General features: G+C 70.5%; 15 protein-coding genes. 2 read left to right on the forward strand and 13 right to left on the reverse strand.

All coding sequences use genetic code 11. The annotated features are described in order from the left end of the window. The first annotated feature begins 93 nt into the window (after positions 1-93). Entirely contained in the window at positions 94-810 is a 717-nt protein-coding gene (locus tag ATC03_RS12510) for a TetR/AcrR family transcriptional regulator (protein WP_067877541.1), read from the forward strand. 23 nt (positions 811-833) lie between these two features. Here the strand turns inward: ATC03_RS12510 and ATC03_RS12515 are convergent, their stop codons facing one another. From ATC03_RS12515 to infC, 11 genes are all read right to left on the reverse strand, one after another. Continuing rightward, positions 834-1,238 carry a DUF1801 domain-containing protein gene (locus ATC03_RS12515; RefSeq protein WP_067877544.1) on the reverse strand — a complete coding sequence of 135 codons (405 nt, stop codon included), beginning with the start codon at positions 1,236-1,238 and terminating at the stop codon, positions 834-836. 72 nt (positions 1,239-1,310) lie between these two features. Then, positions 1,311-3,851, reverse strand: a complete 2,541-nt coding sequence (gene pheT / locus ATC03_RS12520; RefSeq protein WP_067877547.1) for a phenylalanine--tRNA ligase subunit beta — start codon at positions 3,849-3,851, stop codon at positions 1,311-1,313. Between the two features lie 4 nt (positions 3,852-3,855). Further along, positions 3,856-4,896: a phenylalanine--tRNA ligase subunit alpha gene (gene pheS / locus ATC03_RS12525; protein ID WP_067877550.1), complete on the reverse strand. Its 1,041-nt coding sequence runs from the start codon at positions 4,894-4,896 to the stop codon at positions 3,856-3,858. Between the two features lie 24 nt (positions 4,897-4,920). Beyond that, positions 4,921-5,850: an amino acid ABC transporter permease gene (locus tag ATC03_RS12530; protein WP_067877553.1), complete on the reverse strand. Its 930-nt coding sequence runs from the start codon at positions 5,848-5,850 to the stop codon at positions 4,921-4,923. Continuing rightward, complete coding sequence (locus ATC03_RS12535; RefSeq protein ID WP_067877556.1) at positions 5,847-6,494, reverse strand: amino acid ABC transporter permease; 648 nt, start codon at positions 6,492-6,494, stop codon at positions 5,847-5,849. Before ATC03_RS12535 ends, ATC03_RS12530 begins: the two co-directional genes overlap by 4 nt. 95 nt (positions 6,495-6,589) lie before the next feature. Further along, positions 6,590-7,447: a glutamate ABC transporter substrate-binding protein gene (locus tag ATC03_RS12540; protein WP_067882108.1), complete on the reverse strand. Its 858-nt coding sequence runs from the start codon at positions 7,445-7,447 to the stop codon at positions 6,590-6,592. Positions 7,448-7,501: 54 nt separating this feature from the next. Then, positions 7,502-8,290 carry an amino acid ABC transporter ATP-binding protein gene (locus ATC03_RS12545; RefSeq protein WP_067877560.1) on the reverse strand — a complete coding sequence of 263 codons (789 nt, stop codon included), beginning with the start codon at positions 8,288-8,290 and terminating at the stop codon, positions 7,502-7,504. A gap of 79 nt (positions 8,291-8,369) precedes the next feature. Next, on the reverse strand, positions 8,370-9,173 hold the full coding sequence (locus ATC03_RS12550; RefSeq protein WP_067877563.1) for a TrmH family RNA methyltransferase: 804 nt from the start codon (positions 9,171-9,173) through the stop codon (positions 8,370-8,372). Between the two features lie 106 nt (positions 9,174-9,279). Next, complete coding sequence (rplT, locus tag ATC03_RS12555; protein WP_067877568.1) at positions 9,280-9,666, reverse strand: 50S ribosomal protein L20; 387 nt, start codon at positions 9,664-9,666, stop codon at positions 9,280-9,282. 31 nt (positions 9,667-9,697) lie between these two features. Beyond that, positions 9,698-9,892, reverse strand: coding sequence for a 50S ribosomal protein L35 (gene rpmI, locus ATC03_RS12560; protein ID WP_067877571.1), 195 nt, complete (start codon positions 9,890-9,892; stop codon positions 9,698-9,700). A 54-nt stretch (positions 9,893-9,946) separates the two neighbouring features. After that, positions 9,947-10,567 carry a translation initiation factor IF-3 gene (infC, locus tag ATC03_RS12565; RefSeq protein ID WP_074401039.1) on the reverse strand — a complete coding sequence of 207 codons (621 nt, stop codon included), beginning with the start codon at positions 10,565-10,567 and terminating at the stop codon, positions 9,947-9,949. Between the two features lie 336 nt (positions 10,568-10,903). Here infC and ATC03_RS12570 point away from each other — a divergent pair, with 336 nt between their 5' ends. After that, positions 10,904-11,248, forward strand: a complete 345-nt coding sequence (locus ATC03_RS12570) for a DUF1844 domain-containing protein (RefSeq protein ID WP_067877575.1) — start codon at positions 10,904-10,906, stop codon at positions 11,246-11,248. Positions 11,249-11,311: 63 nt separating this feature from the next. Here the strand turns inward: ATC03_RS12570 and ATC03_RS12575 are convergent, their stop codons facing one another. Continuing rightward, positions 11,312-12,091, reverse strand: a complete 780-nt coding sequence (locus tag ATC03_RS12575; RefSeq protein WP_067877577.1) for a DNA-formamidopyrimidine glycosylase family protein — start codon at positions 12,089-12,091, stop codon at positions 11,312-11,314. Next, complete coding sequence (locus ATC03_RS12580; protein WP_067877580.1) at positions 12,078-16,661, reverse strand: ATP-dependent helicase; 4,584 nt, start codon at positions 16,659-16,661, stop codon at positions 12,078-12,080. Before ATC03_RS12580 ends, ATC03_RS12575 begins: the two co-directional genes overlap by 14 nt. Between the last annotated feature and the right edge of the window lie 28 nt (positions 16,662-16,689).

Raw genomic sequence — 16,689 nt, forward strand, 5'->3', positions numbered from 1 at the left:
TGCTGACGTGACGAGGCACTCCGGCGTCCGCGATCCGAGCGGGGCCGCATGGCAGGATGGGTGCCGACCACGCGAAGCGAAGGCAGGGATGCGATGACGACCGCGACCGAATCCGGGCGCACTGGCTCCGGCCGCGGCGCCGCGAAAGTGCGCCTCGACCGCGACGTCATCGTCGCCGCCGGGCTCGAACTCGCCGCCGAGACCCGGTCCACGAGCATCTCGGTGCGCGAGTTGGGGGCCAGGCTGGGCGCCGACCCGACGGCGATCTACCGCCACTTCCGCAACAAGGAGCAGCTCATGCAGGCGCTGCTCGACGAGCTCAACGCCCGCTCCGTCGCCGCGGTCACCGCCGATCCGGCTGCATGGCGCGACCGGGTCCGTCAGCTCGCCGACGCAACGCTCGCGTCCTTCACGGCCTATCCCGCCGTGGCCGTCGAAGCCGTCGTGCTCACAACCCATGGCCAAGGCGAGCTCGACGCGGTCGAACTCATGCTCGACGCCTTCGCCGAAGGCGGGCTCGCCGACGACGAGCTCGTGCGTCACTACGCGCTCCTGGCCTCGCACGTGCTCTCGACCGCAGCGGGCATCGCCCGCAGCCGCAGCGGGCGCGAGGTGGGCGACGACGATCACAGCCCCTGGTTCGACGGCCCGATCCTCGCCGACCCGCGCACGCATCCGCGCGTGGCCGAACTCGGCGTGCAGATCGCGGCACTCGAGGACCGCGACCTCTACCGGCTCGGCGTCGAGTCGATCATCCAGTCGGCCGAACGCGCAGCAGAGCGGTCCGGAAAGCGGCCTTCAGCCGACTGACGACTGATGGCGGATGCCGCGACTCACCCTCGCGCGTGGATCCACGACCGGTCGATGAGCGAGGCGAGCACATCCAGGTCGATGTTCGTGAGGCGGCCGACCCAGATGCAGTCGGCGCCAAGCTTGACCTTGCCCAACCGTTCGACGAGCTCCTCGCCGCCCGGCAACTGCAGGCCGTAGAGCGAGACGTTCGCCTTGCGGGGCGAGAAGCCCACGATCGGCCAGTCGCCCTGTCGCCCGGTGGCGTACGTGTAGTGCTGCAGGCCGTAGCCGACGATCGACGGACCCCACATCACGGCATCGGTGTCGGTGACCCGGTCGAACAGCTCGCGCAGCACAAGGCCGTCTTCGCGCCGCCCCGCTGGTTCGACCGTCTCGAGGAATTCGCCGACAGATGCCCCGGTGGGCCCGGTCTTCGCTTCGGTCATGCTTCAGCGTACCGCCGGGTCGCGACATCCGTCTCGCGACCCGGCGGCACTCGGTGATCGACTCCGCTCGCGCTACTCGCGGATCGCCGCACCCGTGCGCTCGCCTGCGAGGGCCGCACCGGCGAGCTTGGCCTCGCTCGCCTCGGCCGCGGTGAGCGTGCGGTCGGCGGCGCGGAAACGCAGCGCGAACGTCAGGCTCTTCGAGCCGGCCGGCACACCCTGTCCGCGGTAGTCGTCGACCAGGTGCAGCGCCTCGAGGAGCTCGCCCGCGCCCTCGACGACGGATGCCGCGACGACCGCAGCGGGCACGTCGACACCCACCACGAGTGAGAGGTCCTGCGTTGCCGCGGGGAACGTGCCGATGGCGCGCGCCTCGGGCTGCACCGTCGCGAGGCCGATGGCGGCGTCGAGGTCGAGCTCGAGCACGGCGACCACGCGCGGCAGGTCGGCCTCTTCGGCGATCGCGGGGAGCAGCTCGCCGGCCAAGCCGACCGAGCGACCCGCGACCCGGAGCTCGGCCGTGCGGCCGGGGTGCATCGCGTGGTGCGCCCCCTGCACGACCTCGAACTCGGCGCCGATCGCGAGGCCGATGCGGCGCACGGCGTCGAGCGCATCGACGATGCCCGCGGCGATCGCGGCCTGTCCGGGCTGCTTCGTCACCGTCTCGCCGACGAAGAGCGCGGCGACATGGCGGGGCTGGGGCGGGATGCCGTCGTTCAGCTCGGCGACGGTCTCGTCACCGGGCAGCGACGCGCCGACGGGCAGCTCGCGCGTGCCGTACTCGCGGCCCGCCTCGGGCAGGAACACGAGCCCCTGCTCGAACAGGCCGAGGTCGACGAGGCCGCGCGAGCGGTTGCGCTTCGCGGCCGCGATGAGCCCGGGCAGCAGGGAGCGTCGCAGCACCGGGTTGGTGGCGTCGAGCGCGTTCGCGAGCCGTACGGAGGCGACGGGCGAACCGTCGGCACTGCCGTACTGCAGGTTGTCGGCCTCGTTCGCGAAGGGGAACGAGAGCACCTCGGTCGCGCCACCGACGGCCAGCGCGTCGGACACGCGGCGGCGGATGCGCTGCGAGCGCGTGAGCCCGCGCCCGGGCGGAGCGACGGGCAGCACCGAGGGGATGCGCTCGTAGCCGCCGAGTCGCGCCACCTCTTCGACGAGCTCCTCGCGGCCGGTCAGGTCGGGACGCCAGGATGGCGGCACCACCGAGAAGCCGTCGTCGACGCCGTCGTGGCCGCCGAGGTCGGCGACGGTCGCGCCGATCTTCTCGAGCGAGGCACGCACCTCGGCGTCGTCGTAGTCGACGCCCGTGACCCGGGTCACGAAGCCGCGGGGCAGCACGATCGCCTGTCGGGCGGGCACGTCGGCGAGCACGGAGACGCCCTCGGCGGTGCCGCCGGCGAGCTCGACCATGAGCTGGGCGACGCGGGCCGACGCCGCAGCGGCGATCTCAGGGTCGACGCCGCGCTCGTTGCGCTTGGAGGCCTCGCTCGGCAGCTTGTGCCGGCGCGCCGAGCGCGCGATCGACACGGGGTCGAAGTTCGCGGCCTCGATGAGCACGTTCGTCGTGGTGTCGGAGATCTCGGTCTCCGCGCCGCCCATGATGCCCGCGATGCCGATGGCGCCACGATCGTCGGCGATCAGCAGGTCTTCGACGTGGAGCGCGCGCTCCTTCTCGTCGAGGGTGGTGATCTTCTCGCCCGGCGTCGCACGACGCACGACGATGCCGCCCTGCAGCTTGTCGAGGTCGTACGCGTGGGTCGGCTGCCCGAACTCGAGCATGACGTAGTTCGTGATGTCGACGAGCAGCGAGAGCGAGCGGATACCGGCGAGCTTCAGTCGCGCGATCATCCAGGCCGGCGTCGGGCGCGTGGGTTCGACCCCGCGCACGACCTGCGTCGTGAAGACGGCGGCCCCGGCGCGGCCGCGGATGGGCGCCTCGTCGCGGAGCTCGACCGGGAACGGCGCCCCCGCGGCATCCGGAGCGGGCATGACCAGTGCAGGGTCGCGGAACGCCGCACCCGTCGCGTGGGAGTACTCGCGGGCAACGCCGCGGATCGAGAAGGCGTAGCCGCGGTCGGGCGTGACGTTCAGCTCGACCGCCGTGTCGTCGAGGCCGAGCAGCTCGATCGCATCGGTGCCGACGGGCGCGTCGATACCGAGCGTCGAGAGGCGCAGGATGCCGTCGTGGTCTTCGCCGAGCCCGAGCTCACGGGCCGAGGCGATCATGCCGTCGGAGACGTGGCCGTAGGTCTTGCGGGCCGCGATGGGGAACGGGCCGGGCAGCACCGCGCCGGGCAGGGTCACCACGACCTTGTCGCCCACGAAGAAGTTGCGGGCGCCGCAGACGATGCCGTGCACGGCCTCGCCGCCGTCGGCCGCGGTCTCACCGTCGGGCGCGACGCGCACCTGGCACCAGCGGATGGTCTTGCCGTTGGACTGCGGCTCCTCGACGAACTCGAGCACCTCGCCCACGACGATGGGGCCCACGAGGTCGAACGTGTGCACGCCCTCCTCTTCGAGGCCGAGCTCGACCAGGGCGGCGTGCACCTGCTCGGGCGTCGTTCCGGGAACGAGCTCGACGAACTCGGCGAGCCAACTCAGCGGCACTCGCATGTCTTCAGACCACCATTCCGAACTGCTGGGAGAACCGGATGTCTCCCTCGACCATTTCGCGCATGTCCTGCACGCCGTTGCGGAGCATCAGGCCCCGCTCGATGCCCATGCCGAACGCGAACCCCGTGTAGACCTCGGGGTCGATGCCCGCCGAGCGGAGCACGTTCGGGTGCACCATGCCGCAGCCGCCCCACTCGATCCAACGGGGACCCGTCTTGAAGGTCGGGTGCCAGAAGTCGAGTTCGGCCGAGGGCTCGGTGAACGGGAAGTAGCTGGGGCGCAGGCGCACCTTCGCCTCGTCGCCGAAGATCGACTTCACGAAGTGGTCGAGCGTGCCCTTGAGGTGCGCCATCGTGAGGCCCTTGTCGACCGCGAGGCCCTCGAACTGCATGAAGACCGGCAGGTGCGTCGCGTCGAACTCGTCGGTTCGGTAGACCCGGCCGGGCGCGAGCACGTAGATCGGCACCTCGCGGTCGAGCATCGAGCGCACCTGCACGGGGCTCGTGTGGGTGCGCATCACGAGGTGCGCCTCGGGCGGGTCGACGAAGAAGGTGTCCTGCATCGCGCGCGCGGGGTGATCGGCGTCGAAGTTCAGCGCGTCGAAGTTGAACCACTCGCTCTCGACCTCCGGCCCCTCGGCGATCTCCCAGCCCATGCCCGTGAAGACGTCGCACACGCGGTCTTCGAGCAGGGCGAGCGGATGCCGCGAGCCGGCGGTGTAGCGCGACGGCAGCGCCGTGACATCCACCGCCTCGGCCTCGAGCGCGGCGGCCGCCTCTGCGGCGACGATCTCGTGCTCGCGGGCGGCGAACGCCTGGTTGACACGACCTCTGGCCCCGCCGACGAGCTTGCCGAGAGCGGCCTTCTGGTCGTTGGGGACGTTGCGGAGTTCGGCGTTCAACTGGGCGAGTTCGCTCTTCTCGCCGGTGTGCTCGGCGCGGACGGCCTTCAGCGCGGCGGAATCGCCGGCCGAGGCGATCGCGGCGAGCGCCGCGGCGACGGCGGACTCGACGGACTGCTCGGTGATTTCACGGGGCTCGGACACAAGGAACGAGTCTAGTCGCCCCGGCTAGCGTGAACTGTTGTCCTCGGACTGCCGTGCCGCCGCGTTCGCCTGGGCGACCAGGATCGCCTGACTCGGGTCTTCGGGCAGCGGACCGCCCTTCGCGGGGCGCAGGCGCCGATCGCCGCGCCTGGCGAGCCACCGGGCGAACCACGACAGCGACAGGTTCATGGCGAGGTAGAGCAGCCACGTGATCACGAACAGCGAGAACAGGTACCGGTTGCCGTAGAAGCTGGAGAGGTTGTTGAGCGTGACGCGCAGCAGCTCCTGGTAGCCGACGATGTAGCCGAGCGAGGTGTCCTTCAGCAACACGACGAGCTGCGCGACGATGATCGGCAGCATCTGCCGGAAGGCCTGCGGGAACTCGACGAGCATCTTCGACTGCAACGGGCGCATGCCGAGGCTGAGGCCCGCCTCCCGTTGACCCCGCGGCAACGACACGAGCCCGGCGCGCAGCGCCTCGCCGATCAGCGCGCCGTTGTAGACGGCGAGCGCCCAGACCACGGCCCAGTACTGCCCGGTCGAGCCCACGAGCAGGATGAAGAGCATCATCAGCAGCACGGGCATGCCGCGGAAGAACTCGATCACGACGGCCGTCGGGATGCGGATCCACGCGGTCTCGGCGCTGCGGAGCAGCGAGAACAGCACGCCGATGATGATCGCCAGCACGGCGGCGACGATCGCCGCCCTGAGCGTTCCCCAGACGCCCTGGAAGATGATGAAGCTCCAGATCTCGGGGTCGGCGTAGATGTCCCACCGGCTCGCGTCGAACATGCCGGGCAGCGTGATCCCGCCCGACTCCTTCGGTGCGTTCAGGGTCAGGAACATCCAGCCGAGCGCGGCCACGACCAGCACGCCCGCGATGATCGAGAAGATGAGCGACCGCCGCCTGGCCTTCGGGCCGGGGGCGTCGAAGAGCACGCTCGCACCGGTCATCGCTGCACCACCCACTTGCGTTCGAGTTGCGCCGCGAGGAGTCCGAGCGGCACCGTGATCAGGAGGTAGAAGGTCGCGACGCCGAGGAGCACCGCGATCACGGCATCGCCGTTCGCGTTCGCGAGCTCCTTGCCGACCGTGAACAGTTCGACCACGAAGAACCCGCCGGCGACCGACGTGTTCTTCGTGAGGGCGATGAACACGTTGATCAGCGGCGGGATCGTCATGCGGAACGCCTGCGGGAAGATCACGAGCGTCACCGACTGGCCGAAGCCGAACCCGAGGCTGCGCGCGGCCTCGGCCTGTCCCACCGGGACGCCGTTGATGCCGGAGCGCAGCGCCTCGGCGACGAAGGGCGAGGTGTACACGGCGAGCGCGACCGTCGCCGCCACGGTGTACGGCAGGCGCGAGCCGAGGTACGGCAGGATCAACGCGCAGAAGAAGAGCACGAGCGTGAGCGGCGTGTTGCGGATGATCTCGGTGTACACCGTGGCGACCCCGCGGAGGGTGCCGACGGGCGAGATGCGCATGGCCGCCACGATCGTGCCGAGCACGAGCGCGGCGAGGCCGCTGACCACGAGCAGGAGCACGGTGACCGTGAACCCCTCGAGGTATCGCGGCAGGTTCTCGATGACGACGTCCACGCCGCTCCCTTCTCGAACTCTTCAGGCTGGTCGATCGATGCTGCGGATGCCGCAGCCGCCGCCCGGGCGCGCGTGCACCCGGGCGGCGGACGGGCTCAGTAGCGGTCGACCGCGGGCGGGTCGACGAACGGCAGCACGGTGCCGGCCGTCTTGTTCCACGCCTCTTCGTAACGACCGTCCTCGTACGCCTTCTCGAGCACGTCGTTGATGAACATGCGGAAGTCGGTGTCGTCGAGCTTCAGGCCGATGCCGTAGGGCTCCTCGGTGAACGGCTCCCCCACGACCTTGAACTCGCCCTCGTTCTGCGCGGCGAGACCCGCGAGGATCACGTTGTCGGTCGACACGGCCACGACCTCGCCGGCGCGAAGCGGCTCGAGGCAGTTCGTGTACGTGTCGGTGAGCACCGGCACGGCGCCGAGCTCGGCCAGGTTCGCCGCAGGCGTCGAACCCGTCACCGAGCAGACCTTCTCGCCGACGAGGTCGTCTTCGCTCTTGATGTCGTCGTTGTCGGCGAGCACGAGGATCGACTGACCGGCCAGGTAGTACGGGCCCGCGAAGGAGATGACCTCCTTGCGCTTGTCGTTGATCGTGTACGTGGCGACGACGAAGTCGACCTGGCCGCTCTCGATGAACGGCTCGCGGTTGGCCGACACGGTCTCGGTCCACGTGATGCCGTCTTCGGGGATGCCGAGCTCGTCGGCGATGATCTTCGCGATCTCGACGTCGAAGCCCTCGGGGTCGCCCGACGGGCCGACGAGGCCGAACAGCGGCTGGTCGAACTTCGTGCCGATCGTGACCTTGCCGGCCTCCTGGAGGCGGGCCATCGTGGTGCCGGCCTCGAACGTCGGCGCCGGCTCGGCGCTCTCGACGGGGGCGTCGCCGCCGGTGCAGCCCGCCAGGGCGAGTGTCGCTGCGGCAGCTGCGGCGACGAGTGCGATCCTCATGCGTTTCATGTCCATGCCTCTTCTCGTGGGTGGTGTGCTCGAGCCGCTCGTGGCAGCCGAGGTCTAGTGGTCGAGGATCTTCGACAGGAAGTCCTTCGCCCGATCGGAAGTCGGGTGATCGAAGAACACCGCAGGGGTCGACTCCTCGACGATGCGGCCGTCGGCCATGAACAGCACCCGGTCGGCGGCCTTGCGAGCGAAGCCCATCTCGTGCGTCACGACGATCATCGTCATGCCGTCCTTCGCGAGGCCGACCATGACGTCGAGCACCTCGTTGATCATCTCGGGGTCGAGCGCGCTCGTGGGCTCGTCCATGAGGATCAGCTTGGGGTTCATCGCGAGCGACCTGGCGATGGCCACGCGCTGCTGCTGCCCACCCGAGAGCTGCGCGGGCAGCTTCTTCGCCTGGTTCGCGACGCCGACGCGTTCGAGCAGCACCATCGCCTCGGACTCGGCGGCCTTGCGCGACATCCGCTTGACCTTGATGGGTGCGAGCGTGACGTTCTCGAGCACGGTCTTGTGGGCGAACAGGTTGAACGACTGGAAGACCATGCCGACGTCGGCGCGCAGCTTCGCGAGCGCGGCGCCTTCTTCGGGCAGTCGCTCGCCGTCGATCGAGATCGAACCGGAGTCGATCGTCTCGAGCCGGTTGATCGCACGGCAGAGCGTCGACTTGCCCGAGCCGCTCGGCCCGATGACCACCACGACCTCGCCGCGATTGACGACGGTGTTGATGTCGTTCAGCACGTGCAGTTCGCCGTAGTGCTTGTCGACGTGCTCGATCACCACCAACGGCTCACCTCGACGGACCGAGATGTTCGACGTCGGCGGCGCTGGCTGGGTCGGGTCCATACCCCCCAAACTAGGGCGCCGAGGGCGCCGAATTCAGGAAGCGGCGCGGTTGGTTACCTTTTCGTAACCCGCGCCCGCCTCACGCACTGCGCTGGGCGAAGGCGCTCTCGTACAGGCAGACGGATGCCGCGGTCGCGAGGTTCATCGACTCGGCATGTCCGTAGATGGGCACCGTGACGACCCGGTCGGCGAGCTCGAGCTGCTCGTCGAGCAGTCCCCGCGCCTCATTGCCGAACAGCCACGCCGTCGGCTTCGCGAGCACCCCGTCGGTGCGCGCGGCCAGTAGATCGTCGCCCTTCACGTCGGCGGCGAGCACCGTCAGGCCCGCGGCCCTGGCACGCACGAGCACGTCGGCGAGGTCGGCGCCGACCGCGACCGGGACGTGGAAGATGGAGCCCGTCGAGCTGCGCACGACCTTCGGGTTGTACAGGTCGACCGCGCGACCCGTGAACACGACCGCGTCGGCGCCCGCGGCATCCGCAGCCCTGACGATCGTGCCGGCGTTGCCGGGATCGCGCACCTCTTCGAGGATCGCGATGAGCTTCGGGGACGCGGCGAACACGTCTTTCACCGCGGTCGGGAACTGGCGGCACACCGCGACGAACCCCTGCGGCGTGACCGTGTCGGCCATCGCGTCGAGCACCTCTTCGGTGACGTACTCGATGTCGAGGTCGGCCTCGGACGCCGCCGCGGCGACTTCGGGGTGCCGCTCGAGCGCCGTCGGGGTCGCGAACAGCTCCATTACGAGCTCGGGGCGGAAGGCCAGCGCCTCGGACACGGCCTGCGGACCCTCGAGCAGGAACAGCCCGCTCTCGGCTCGCGACGACTTCGAGGCGAGCTTCGCGACCGAGCGGACACGGGGAGAGCGGGGGTTCTCGAGCATGAGTCGATTCTAGGGCTCGACGCATGCCGGAGACGCGGAACGGCCCGGCACCGCCCTGCGTTCATGCAGGAGGTGCCGGGCCGTTCGACGTGGTCGAAGCTGCTGCTTACGCGGCGGTCTTCGGGGCCGAGGTGTCGGCCGGGAGGGCCTTCTTGGCCGACTCGACGAGCGCGGCGAACGTCGCGGGCTCGTTCACGGCGAGCTCGGCGAGGATGCGGCGGTCGACCTCGATGCCCGCAAGGCCGAGGCCCTGGATGAGGCGGTTGTACGTGAGGCCGTTCGCACGCGAAGCCGCGTTGATCCGCTGGATCCAGAGACGACGGAAGTCGCCCTTCTTCTTGCGGCGGTCGTTGTACGAGTAGACGAGGGAGTGGGTGACCTGCTCCTTGGCCTTGCGGTACAGACGCGAACGCTGGCCGCGGTAACCCGCAGCGCGCTCGAGGATGACGCGACGCTTCTTGTGGGCGTTGACCGCCCTCTTCACTCTTGCCATTGCTCTGTTTCTTCCTTAAACGGGTCGCGGCTCAGTGGCCGAGAAGCTTCTTGATGACCTTGGCGTCGGGGGCCGACACGACCTTGTCCTGGTTCAGACGGGCCTTGCGCTTCGAGGCCTTGACCTCGAGGTTGTGGCGCATTCCGGCCTGCTGCTTCTTGATCTTGCCGGTACCGGTGATCTTGAAGCGCTTCTTGGACCCGGAGTGGGTCTTCTGCTTCGGCATCTCGTGTGTCTCCTTGGTTCTGCCGCCAACTCGTGGCGGACGTGGGTGTCTGGCCTACGCCTCTGCGGCGTCGGCCGTCTGCGTCTCGGCCTCGCCGTCGGCATCCGCCGACGGGCGCGACTTCGCCGCAGCACGCTGTGCATTCGCCTCGGCCTTGGCCTCGGACTTGTTCTTGAGAGGGGCGATCACCATGACCATGTTGCGGCCGTCGATCGTGGGGTTGTGCTCGACCGTGCCGAACTCGACGACGTCTTCGGCGAAGCGCTGCAGGAGTCGGACGCCCATCTCGGGGCGCGACTGCTCGCGGCCTCGGAACAGGATCATGGCCTTGACCTTGTCGCCGGCCTTCAGGAAGCCGATCGCGCGCTTCATCTTGGTCTCGTAGTCGTGCTTGTCGATCTTGAGACGGAACCGGACCTCTTTGAGGATCGTGTTCGCCTGGTTGCGCCGGGCCTCTTTCGCCTTCTGCGCAGCCTCGTACTTGAACTTGCCGTAGTCCATGATCTTGGCGACCGGGGGCTTGGAGTTCGGAGCGACCTCGACGAGGTCGAGATCGGCTTCCTGCGCGAGCCGCAGGGCCACCTCGATCTTCACGACGCCGACCTGCTCTCCTGCGGGACCGACGAGGCGGACCTCGGGAACGCGGATACGGTCGTTTGTACGGGGATCGCTGATGCGGGTACTCCTCTACTCAAGCTTCTTCACTCGATGGGAGACCGGATGTCGCCCACCGTTTCGAGAGCGAAGATCCACGCACGCTGAACGGAATCACACCGATCTGCACTGCGGCCCCCTGTGCCTTGCGGCGTCTACTCCATGCCCGTCGCGGGCGATGAAGCGGAGGGCATTCAACCCGGTAACCTTGATGAAGCGGTAAGCGCGGGTGGGAGAATCTCCACTTTCGTACTGGGACAAGCCCAGCCGTACTGGGACAAGCCCAGCCGTACTGGGGACAAGCCCCAGCAAGCCGGAGCATTGCTCCGGACCGAACGAGTCTAGCAGAGGTTATCCGTGAGCAAGAATTCAGACCCGGTCGACGACGCGACGCGCGACATCGCCGAGGTTCCCGCGGTCGAGATCATCACCACCGCGGCCGTGCACCTCATGAGTGCCGCCGCCGTCAAGGTCGGCCTCGCCGACGACCCCGAGTCGCAGATCGACCTCGACGAGGCCCGCAAGCTCATCAACGCCCTCGCGGGCCTGATCACCGCCGGTGCGCCCGAGATCAGCGACATGCACGCGCGCTCGCTGCGCGACGGCCTGCGTTCGCTGCAGCTCGCGTTCCGCGAGGCCTCCGTCATCCCCGATGCCATCGGCCAGGGTCCGGGCGAGAAGTGGACCGGGCCGGTCAACTGACCCGCACACCATGAACCCGATCGGGGTCGCCGCGGTTCGCGGCGGCCCCGTCGTCGTTCGCGCTCAGGTCTGGCAGCTGGGACACCAGTACGTCACGCGCTCCTCGAGCTCGGTGCGGCCCAGCTGGCCGCGCTCGATGCGGGTGCCGCAGCGACGGCACGACTCCCCGGCGCGCCCGTAGACCCACAATCGCTGCCCGCGGCGATCGACGCCGGTCGTCACTCGCGCCGACCGATCGCGGTTCGCGACGATGAGTCGACGGCCGAGGGCGACGACCGCCGGCAGGTCGGGCACGGCCATCACCGCGCGCTGCGGTCGGAGACCGCGGAGGAAGCACAGCTCATTGGCGTACACGTTGCCGAGGCCGGCGAGGTTCCGCTGGTCGAGCAGCGCGACCGCGATCGGCACGTCGGGGCGGGCCGCCAGTCGGCGCACGGCCTCGTCGGCATCCCAGTCGGGGCCGAGCAGGTCCGGACCGAGGTACTCGAGGGTCGCAGCCTCGTCGGCGCGCGCGAGCACCTCGAGGAGTCCGAGTTCGAAGCCGATCGCCGTGGCGTCTGGCGTCTCGAGCACGACGCGGGCGAGATGCGCGGGTTTGGGCCAACGCTCCCCCGGCCGCACCACGCGCCACTCGCCCTCCATCTTCAGGTGCGAGTGGATGCTCCACGCCGGCGTTCGGATGAGCAGATGCTTGCCGCGGGAGACGACCTCCTCGACGCGTTCACCCGAGAGGTCGGCCGCGGCGAACCGCGGCACGCGGAAGTCGGTGCGCACGAGCTCGGATCCGGCGAGCGCCGCGTGCAGTCGGGCGGCAGCCCGGAAGACCGTGTCACCCTCTGGCATCGAGCCGGAGTCCCTTCGGCGTCTCGCCGAAGCCGGCGGCCCTCAGGGCGTCGCCGAACGACGTGCCGAGCACGAACGCGCCGTTGACGGATTCGACGGCCAGCCGACGCACGCGTCCGGTTCGCACGAGCGCGGCGATGGCATCGGCGGCCTGCCGCAGCACGGCCTCGTCGTCGACGTAGGCGAGCATCGTCTTGCCACCCCGTTCGACGTAGGCCACGAGCTCGCCGTCGGCGACCACGACGAGTGCGCCGGCCTTGCGCGCGGCGCGATGCGAGCTCTCGCCCGGCGGATCGGGCCACGGCAGGGCCGCACCGTAGGCGTTCGCCGGATCGGTCGCCGCGAGCACGTGCACGGTGCGCGCCGCGTTCGGGCGCTCGTCGCGGTCGGCGAATCCGCGCAGTCGGTCGACGGCGCCAGGCCCCGCGAACTGGGCGGCGCCGAGACCCTCGACGAAGTAGCCGCGGCGTGCTCGGCCGGACTCCTCGAAGCCGCTGAGCGTTCGGTAGAGCAGGGCGAACCCGCCGAGCACGCCCTCGGCGACGACCGTGCCGCGGGTCACGAGTCCGTGCCGGTCGAGCATGGTCTCGGCGAGCGCGTGCGCGCGACGGGTGGCATCGGAGTCGGGCACGGGCAGGATCGACCACCGGCCGGCGACCGACGGCGGACCCGATCGCATCACGGCCGACGACGCGCGCGGCATCGACCGGCCGCGCATCATGCGCGAACGCGGCGCCGGCCGCGTCGTGCGGTGCGCGCTGCGGCCGCCGGAGATGAGCGAGCGGACGGGGGCGAAGGTGTCGTTCGTCACGAGTCCTGCCCAGACGAGGCCCCAGAGGGCTTCGACGAACTCCTCGTCGTTGGCGGGACCGTCGAGCGTGCCGAACCGACCGACCGCGTCGGAGAGCTGCCGGAAGAAGTACGCGCCGCCCGACCCCAGTGCGACGAGCACCTCGCGCTGCAGGGCCGTGGTCTCGACGCCGACCGGCGGATCGAGCGTCAGCGGCGCGGACTCCGCGAGGTGCAGCGTCACCCACCCGTCGTCGCCCGCGAGCGAGCCGGACCCGGCCCACACGACCTCGCCGGTGGCCATGAGCTCGTCGAGCATCGCCGGACTGTAGTCGGACACGCGCGAAGGCAGCACGAGCGACTCCCATGCGGATGCCGGGAGGCGCACACCCTCGAGCTGCTCGACGACCGACAGCACGCCGTCGATGCCCTTCAGCGGGCGGCCGATGTGCTGCCACTCGGGCAGGAATCGCGCGAGCACCGGCTGGGGCACGGGCTCGACCTCGTGACGGAGCGCGGCGAGCGACCGCCGCCGGATCTTGCGGAGCACCTCGGCGTCGCACCACTCGGTCGACGTGCCGTTCGGGCGGAACTCCCCCTCGACGACCCGACGCTCGTCGGCCAGCCGCCGCAGCGCGCCCTTGGCCACCGCGACGCCGATGCCGAACCGTTCGGCGACCTCCTCGGCGGCGAACGGCCCATGGGTTCGTGCGAAGCGGCTCACCAGGTCGCCCAGCGGATCACCGACGTGCTCGGCGAACGCGACCGCCACACCGGGCGGCACTGGCACGCCCAGCGCGTCGCGGAGGCGCCCGACGTCTTCGATGGCCGCGACGTGCTCGCGACCGGCGAACGTCAGGCGCACGGCCCGCCGTGCCGCAACGAGCTCCTCGACCGCGGCGGCCGGATCGGTCTCGGCCTGCACGCGCTCGGCGAGCTCGGCCGTCGTCAGCGGCCCGAGCCACCGCAGCGCGTCGGCGACGCCCTCCGTGCCGCGCACTCGGCGGTCTTCGGCCAGGCGCTGCAGCTCGCGCTCGGTCGTCGCGATGACGCCCGGATCGAGGAGCTCTCGCAGCTCGACCCGACCGAGGAGCTCGCCGAGCAGCGCCGTGTCGATCGCGAGCGCCGCAGCCCGTCGCTCGGCGAGCGGCGAGTCGCCCTCGTACATGAACGCGCCGACGTAGCCGAACAGCAGCGAGCTCGCGAAGGGACTCGGCGAGTCGGTCGTCGTCTCGACCAGGCGCACCCGGCGCGCCGCGACATCCCTGGCCAGCTCGACCAGCGCCGGCACGTCGTAGACGTCCTGGAGCACCTCGCGGACGGTCTCGAGGATGATCGGGAACGTCGGGAATGCGCTCGCGACCTCGAGCAGCTGCGCCGAACGCTGACGCTGCTGCCACAGCGGCGAGCGCCGGCCCGGCTTGTAGTTGGGCAGCAGCAGCGCACGTGCCGCGCACTCGCGGAACCGGCTCGCGAAGAGAGCCGAACCACCGACCTCCTCGGTGACGAGCTGCTCGAGCTCGTCGGGCTCGAACACGAACAGGTCGGCTCCGGGCGGATCGATGCCCGTGTCGGGGATGCGCACGATGATGCCGTCGTCGGCGGCGACCGCGGCCCCGTCGACGCCGTGCCGTTCACGCACGCGCGCCGCGATCGCGAGCGCCCATGGCGCGTGCACGGGCATGCCGAAGGGCGAGTGCAGGATGACCCGCCAGTCGCCGAGTTCGTCACGCGTGCGCTCGACCACGAGCGTGCGATCGGAGGGAACATGGCCGGTCGCCTTCGCCTGATCGGCGAGGAAGGTCACGAGATTTCGTGCCGCGAAGTCGTCGAGCCCGGCCGCGGCCACCCGGTCGCGCGCGGCGGACTCGTCGGCCGCCGCGATCTCGCGCATGAAGGCGCCGAGCGCGCGGCCGAGCTCTGCCGGTCGGCCGAGGCCGTCGCCCTTCCAGAACGGCACCCGGCCCGGCTGCCCGAACGCGGGCACCACGTTGACGCGGTCGAACGTGATCTCCTGGATGCGCCAGCTCGTGGCCCCCAGGGCGAACACGTCGCCGACGCGCGACTCGTAGACCATCTCCTCGTCGAGCTCGCCGACGCGGCGACCGCCGGACTCCTCGCCCACGAGGAAGACGCCGAACATGCCGCGGTCGGGAATGGTGCCGCCGCTCGTGACCGCGAGCCGTTGCGCCCCCGGCCTGCCGACGAGCGTGTTCGCCTCGCGATCCCAGACGAGGCGAGGACGGAGCTCGCCGAACCGGTCGGACGGGTAGCGGCCCGCGAGCAGGTCGAGCGTCGCCTCGTACGCCGAGCGGGGCAACGACCCGAACGGGGCCGCACGTCGCACGGCATCGAACCAGGCATCGACGTCGAGTTCGTCGAGCGCCGCGGCGGCGATCGTCTGCTGGGCCAGGATGTCGAGCGGATTCGACGGCACGCGCATGGTCTCGATCGCCCCGGCGAGCATGCGCTCGCTCGTAACCGCCGCGTGCACGAGATCGGCGCGCTGCTTCGGGAAGATGACGCCGCGCGAGACCTCGCCGACCTGGTGGCCCGCTCGGCCGAGCCGCTGGAGCCCGCTCGAGACCGACGGCGGCGACTCGACCTGCACGACGAGGTCGACCGCGCCCATGTCGATGCCGAGCTCGAGGCTCGACGTGGCGACGACGCATCGCAGCCGCCCGCTCTTCAGGTCGTCCTCGATCTCGGCGCGCTGCTCCTTGCTGACCGAGCCGTGGTGCGCCCGAGCGAGCAGCGGCGGTGCGCCGGCCGTCTGCCCCGACTGCGCCATGACCGCGGCGGGCGGGCCGCTCGTGACGGCCGCCACCAGGAGCGCCTCGCGCTCGGAGGCCTCGAGTGCGAGCTCGTTGAGCCGCGCCGTCAGCCGTTCGGCGAGGCGCCGGGAGTTCGCGAACACGATCGACGAACGATGCGCGAGCACCTTCTCGAGGATCGCCTCCTCGACGTGCGGCCAGATCGAACCCGTCGCGTCGTCGCTCGCGGGCAGCTGCGCCATGTCTTCGACCGGGACGACGACGCGAAGGTCGAACTGCTTCTCGCTCGGCGGCGCGACGATCTCGACCGGCGCACTCGCGCACAGGAACCGTGCGACCTCTTCGACGGGTCGCACGGTCGCCGAGAGCCCGATGCGTTGCGCGGGCTTCGGCAGCAGCGCGTCGAGGCGCTCGAGCGAGAGCGCGAGATGCGCACCGCGCTTGGTCGCGGCGACCGCGTGGATCTCGTCGACGATCACCGTCTCGACCGTGCGCAGCGTCTCGCGCGCCTGCGAGGTGAGCATGAGGAACAACGACTCGGGCGTCGTGATGAGGATGTCGGGGGGCGTGCGCAGCATCGCCCGGCGCTCGTTCGCCGGGGTGTCGCCCGACCTGACGCCGACGCTCACGTGCGGCGGCTCGACGCCGAGCCGCTCGGACACGCGCGCGATGCCCGTCAGCGGCGCTCGAAGGTTGCGCTCCACGTCGACGCCGAGCGCCTTCAGCGGCGACAGGTAGAGCACGCGAGTCCCCGGCGGACGTGGCTCCGGCGAACGCTCCCCCGACGGTCGCTGCCCCGGCTCTGCCGTCGGCGACTCGCTATGCAACCGGTCGATGGCCGACAGGAACGCCGAGAGCGTCTTGCCCGAGCCGGTCGGCGCGACGACGAGCGCGTGCGCGCCGCGCCCGATCGCCTGCCACGCGGCCGACTGCACGGCGGTCGGCGCGCGGAAGGACTCCGCGAACCACGTTCGCGTGGCATCGGAGAAGACCTCGAGCGCGTCCACCCCTCCATCCTGCCGCCCACGACCGACA

Source organism: Agromyces aureus (assembly GCF_001660485.1).
Lineage (GTDB): Bacteria > Actinomycetota > Actinomycetes > Actinomycetales > Microbacteriaceae > Agromyces > Agromyces aureus.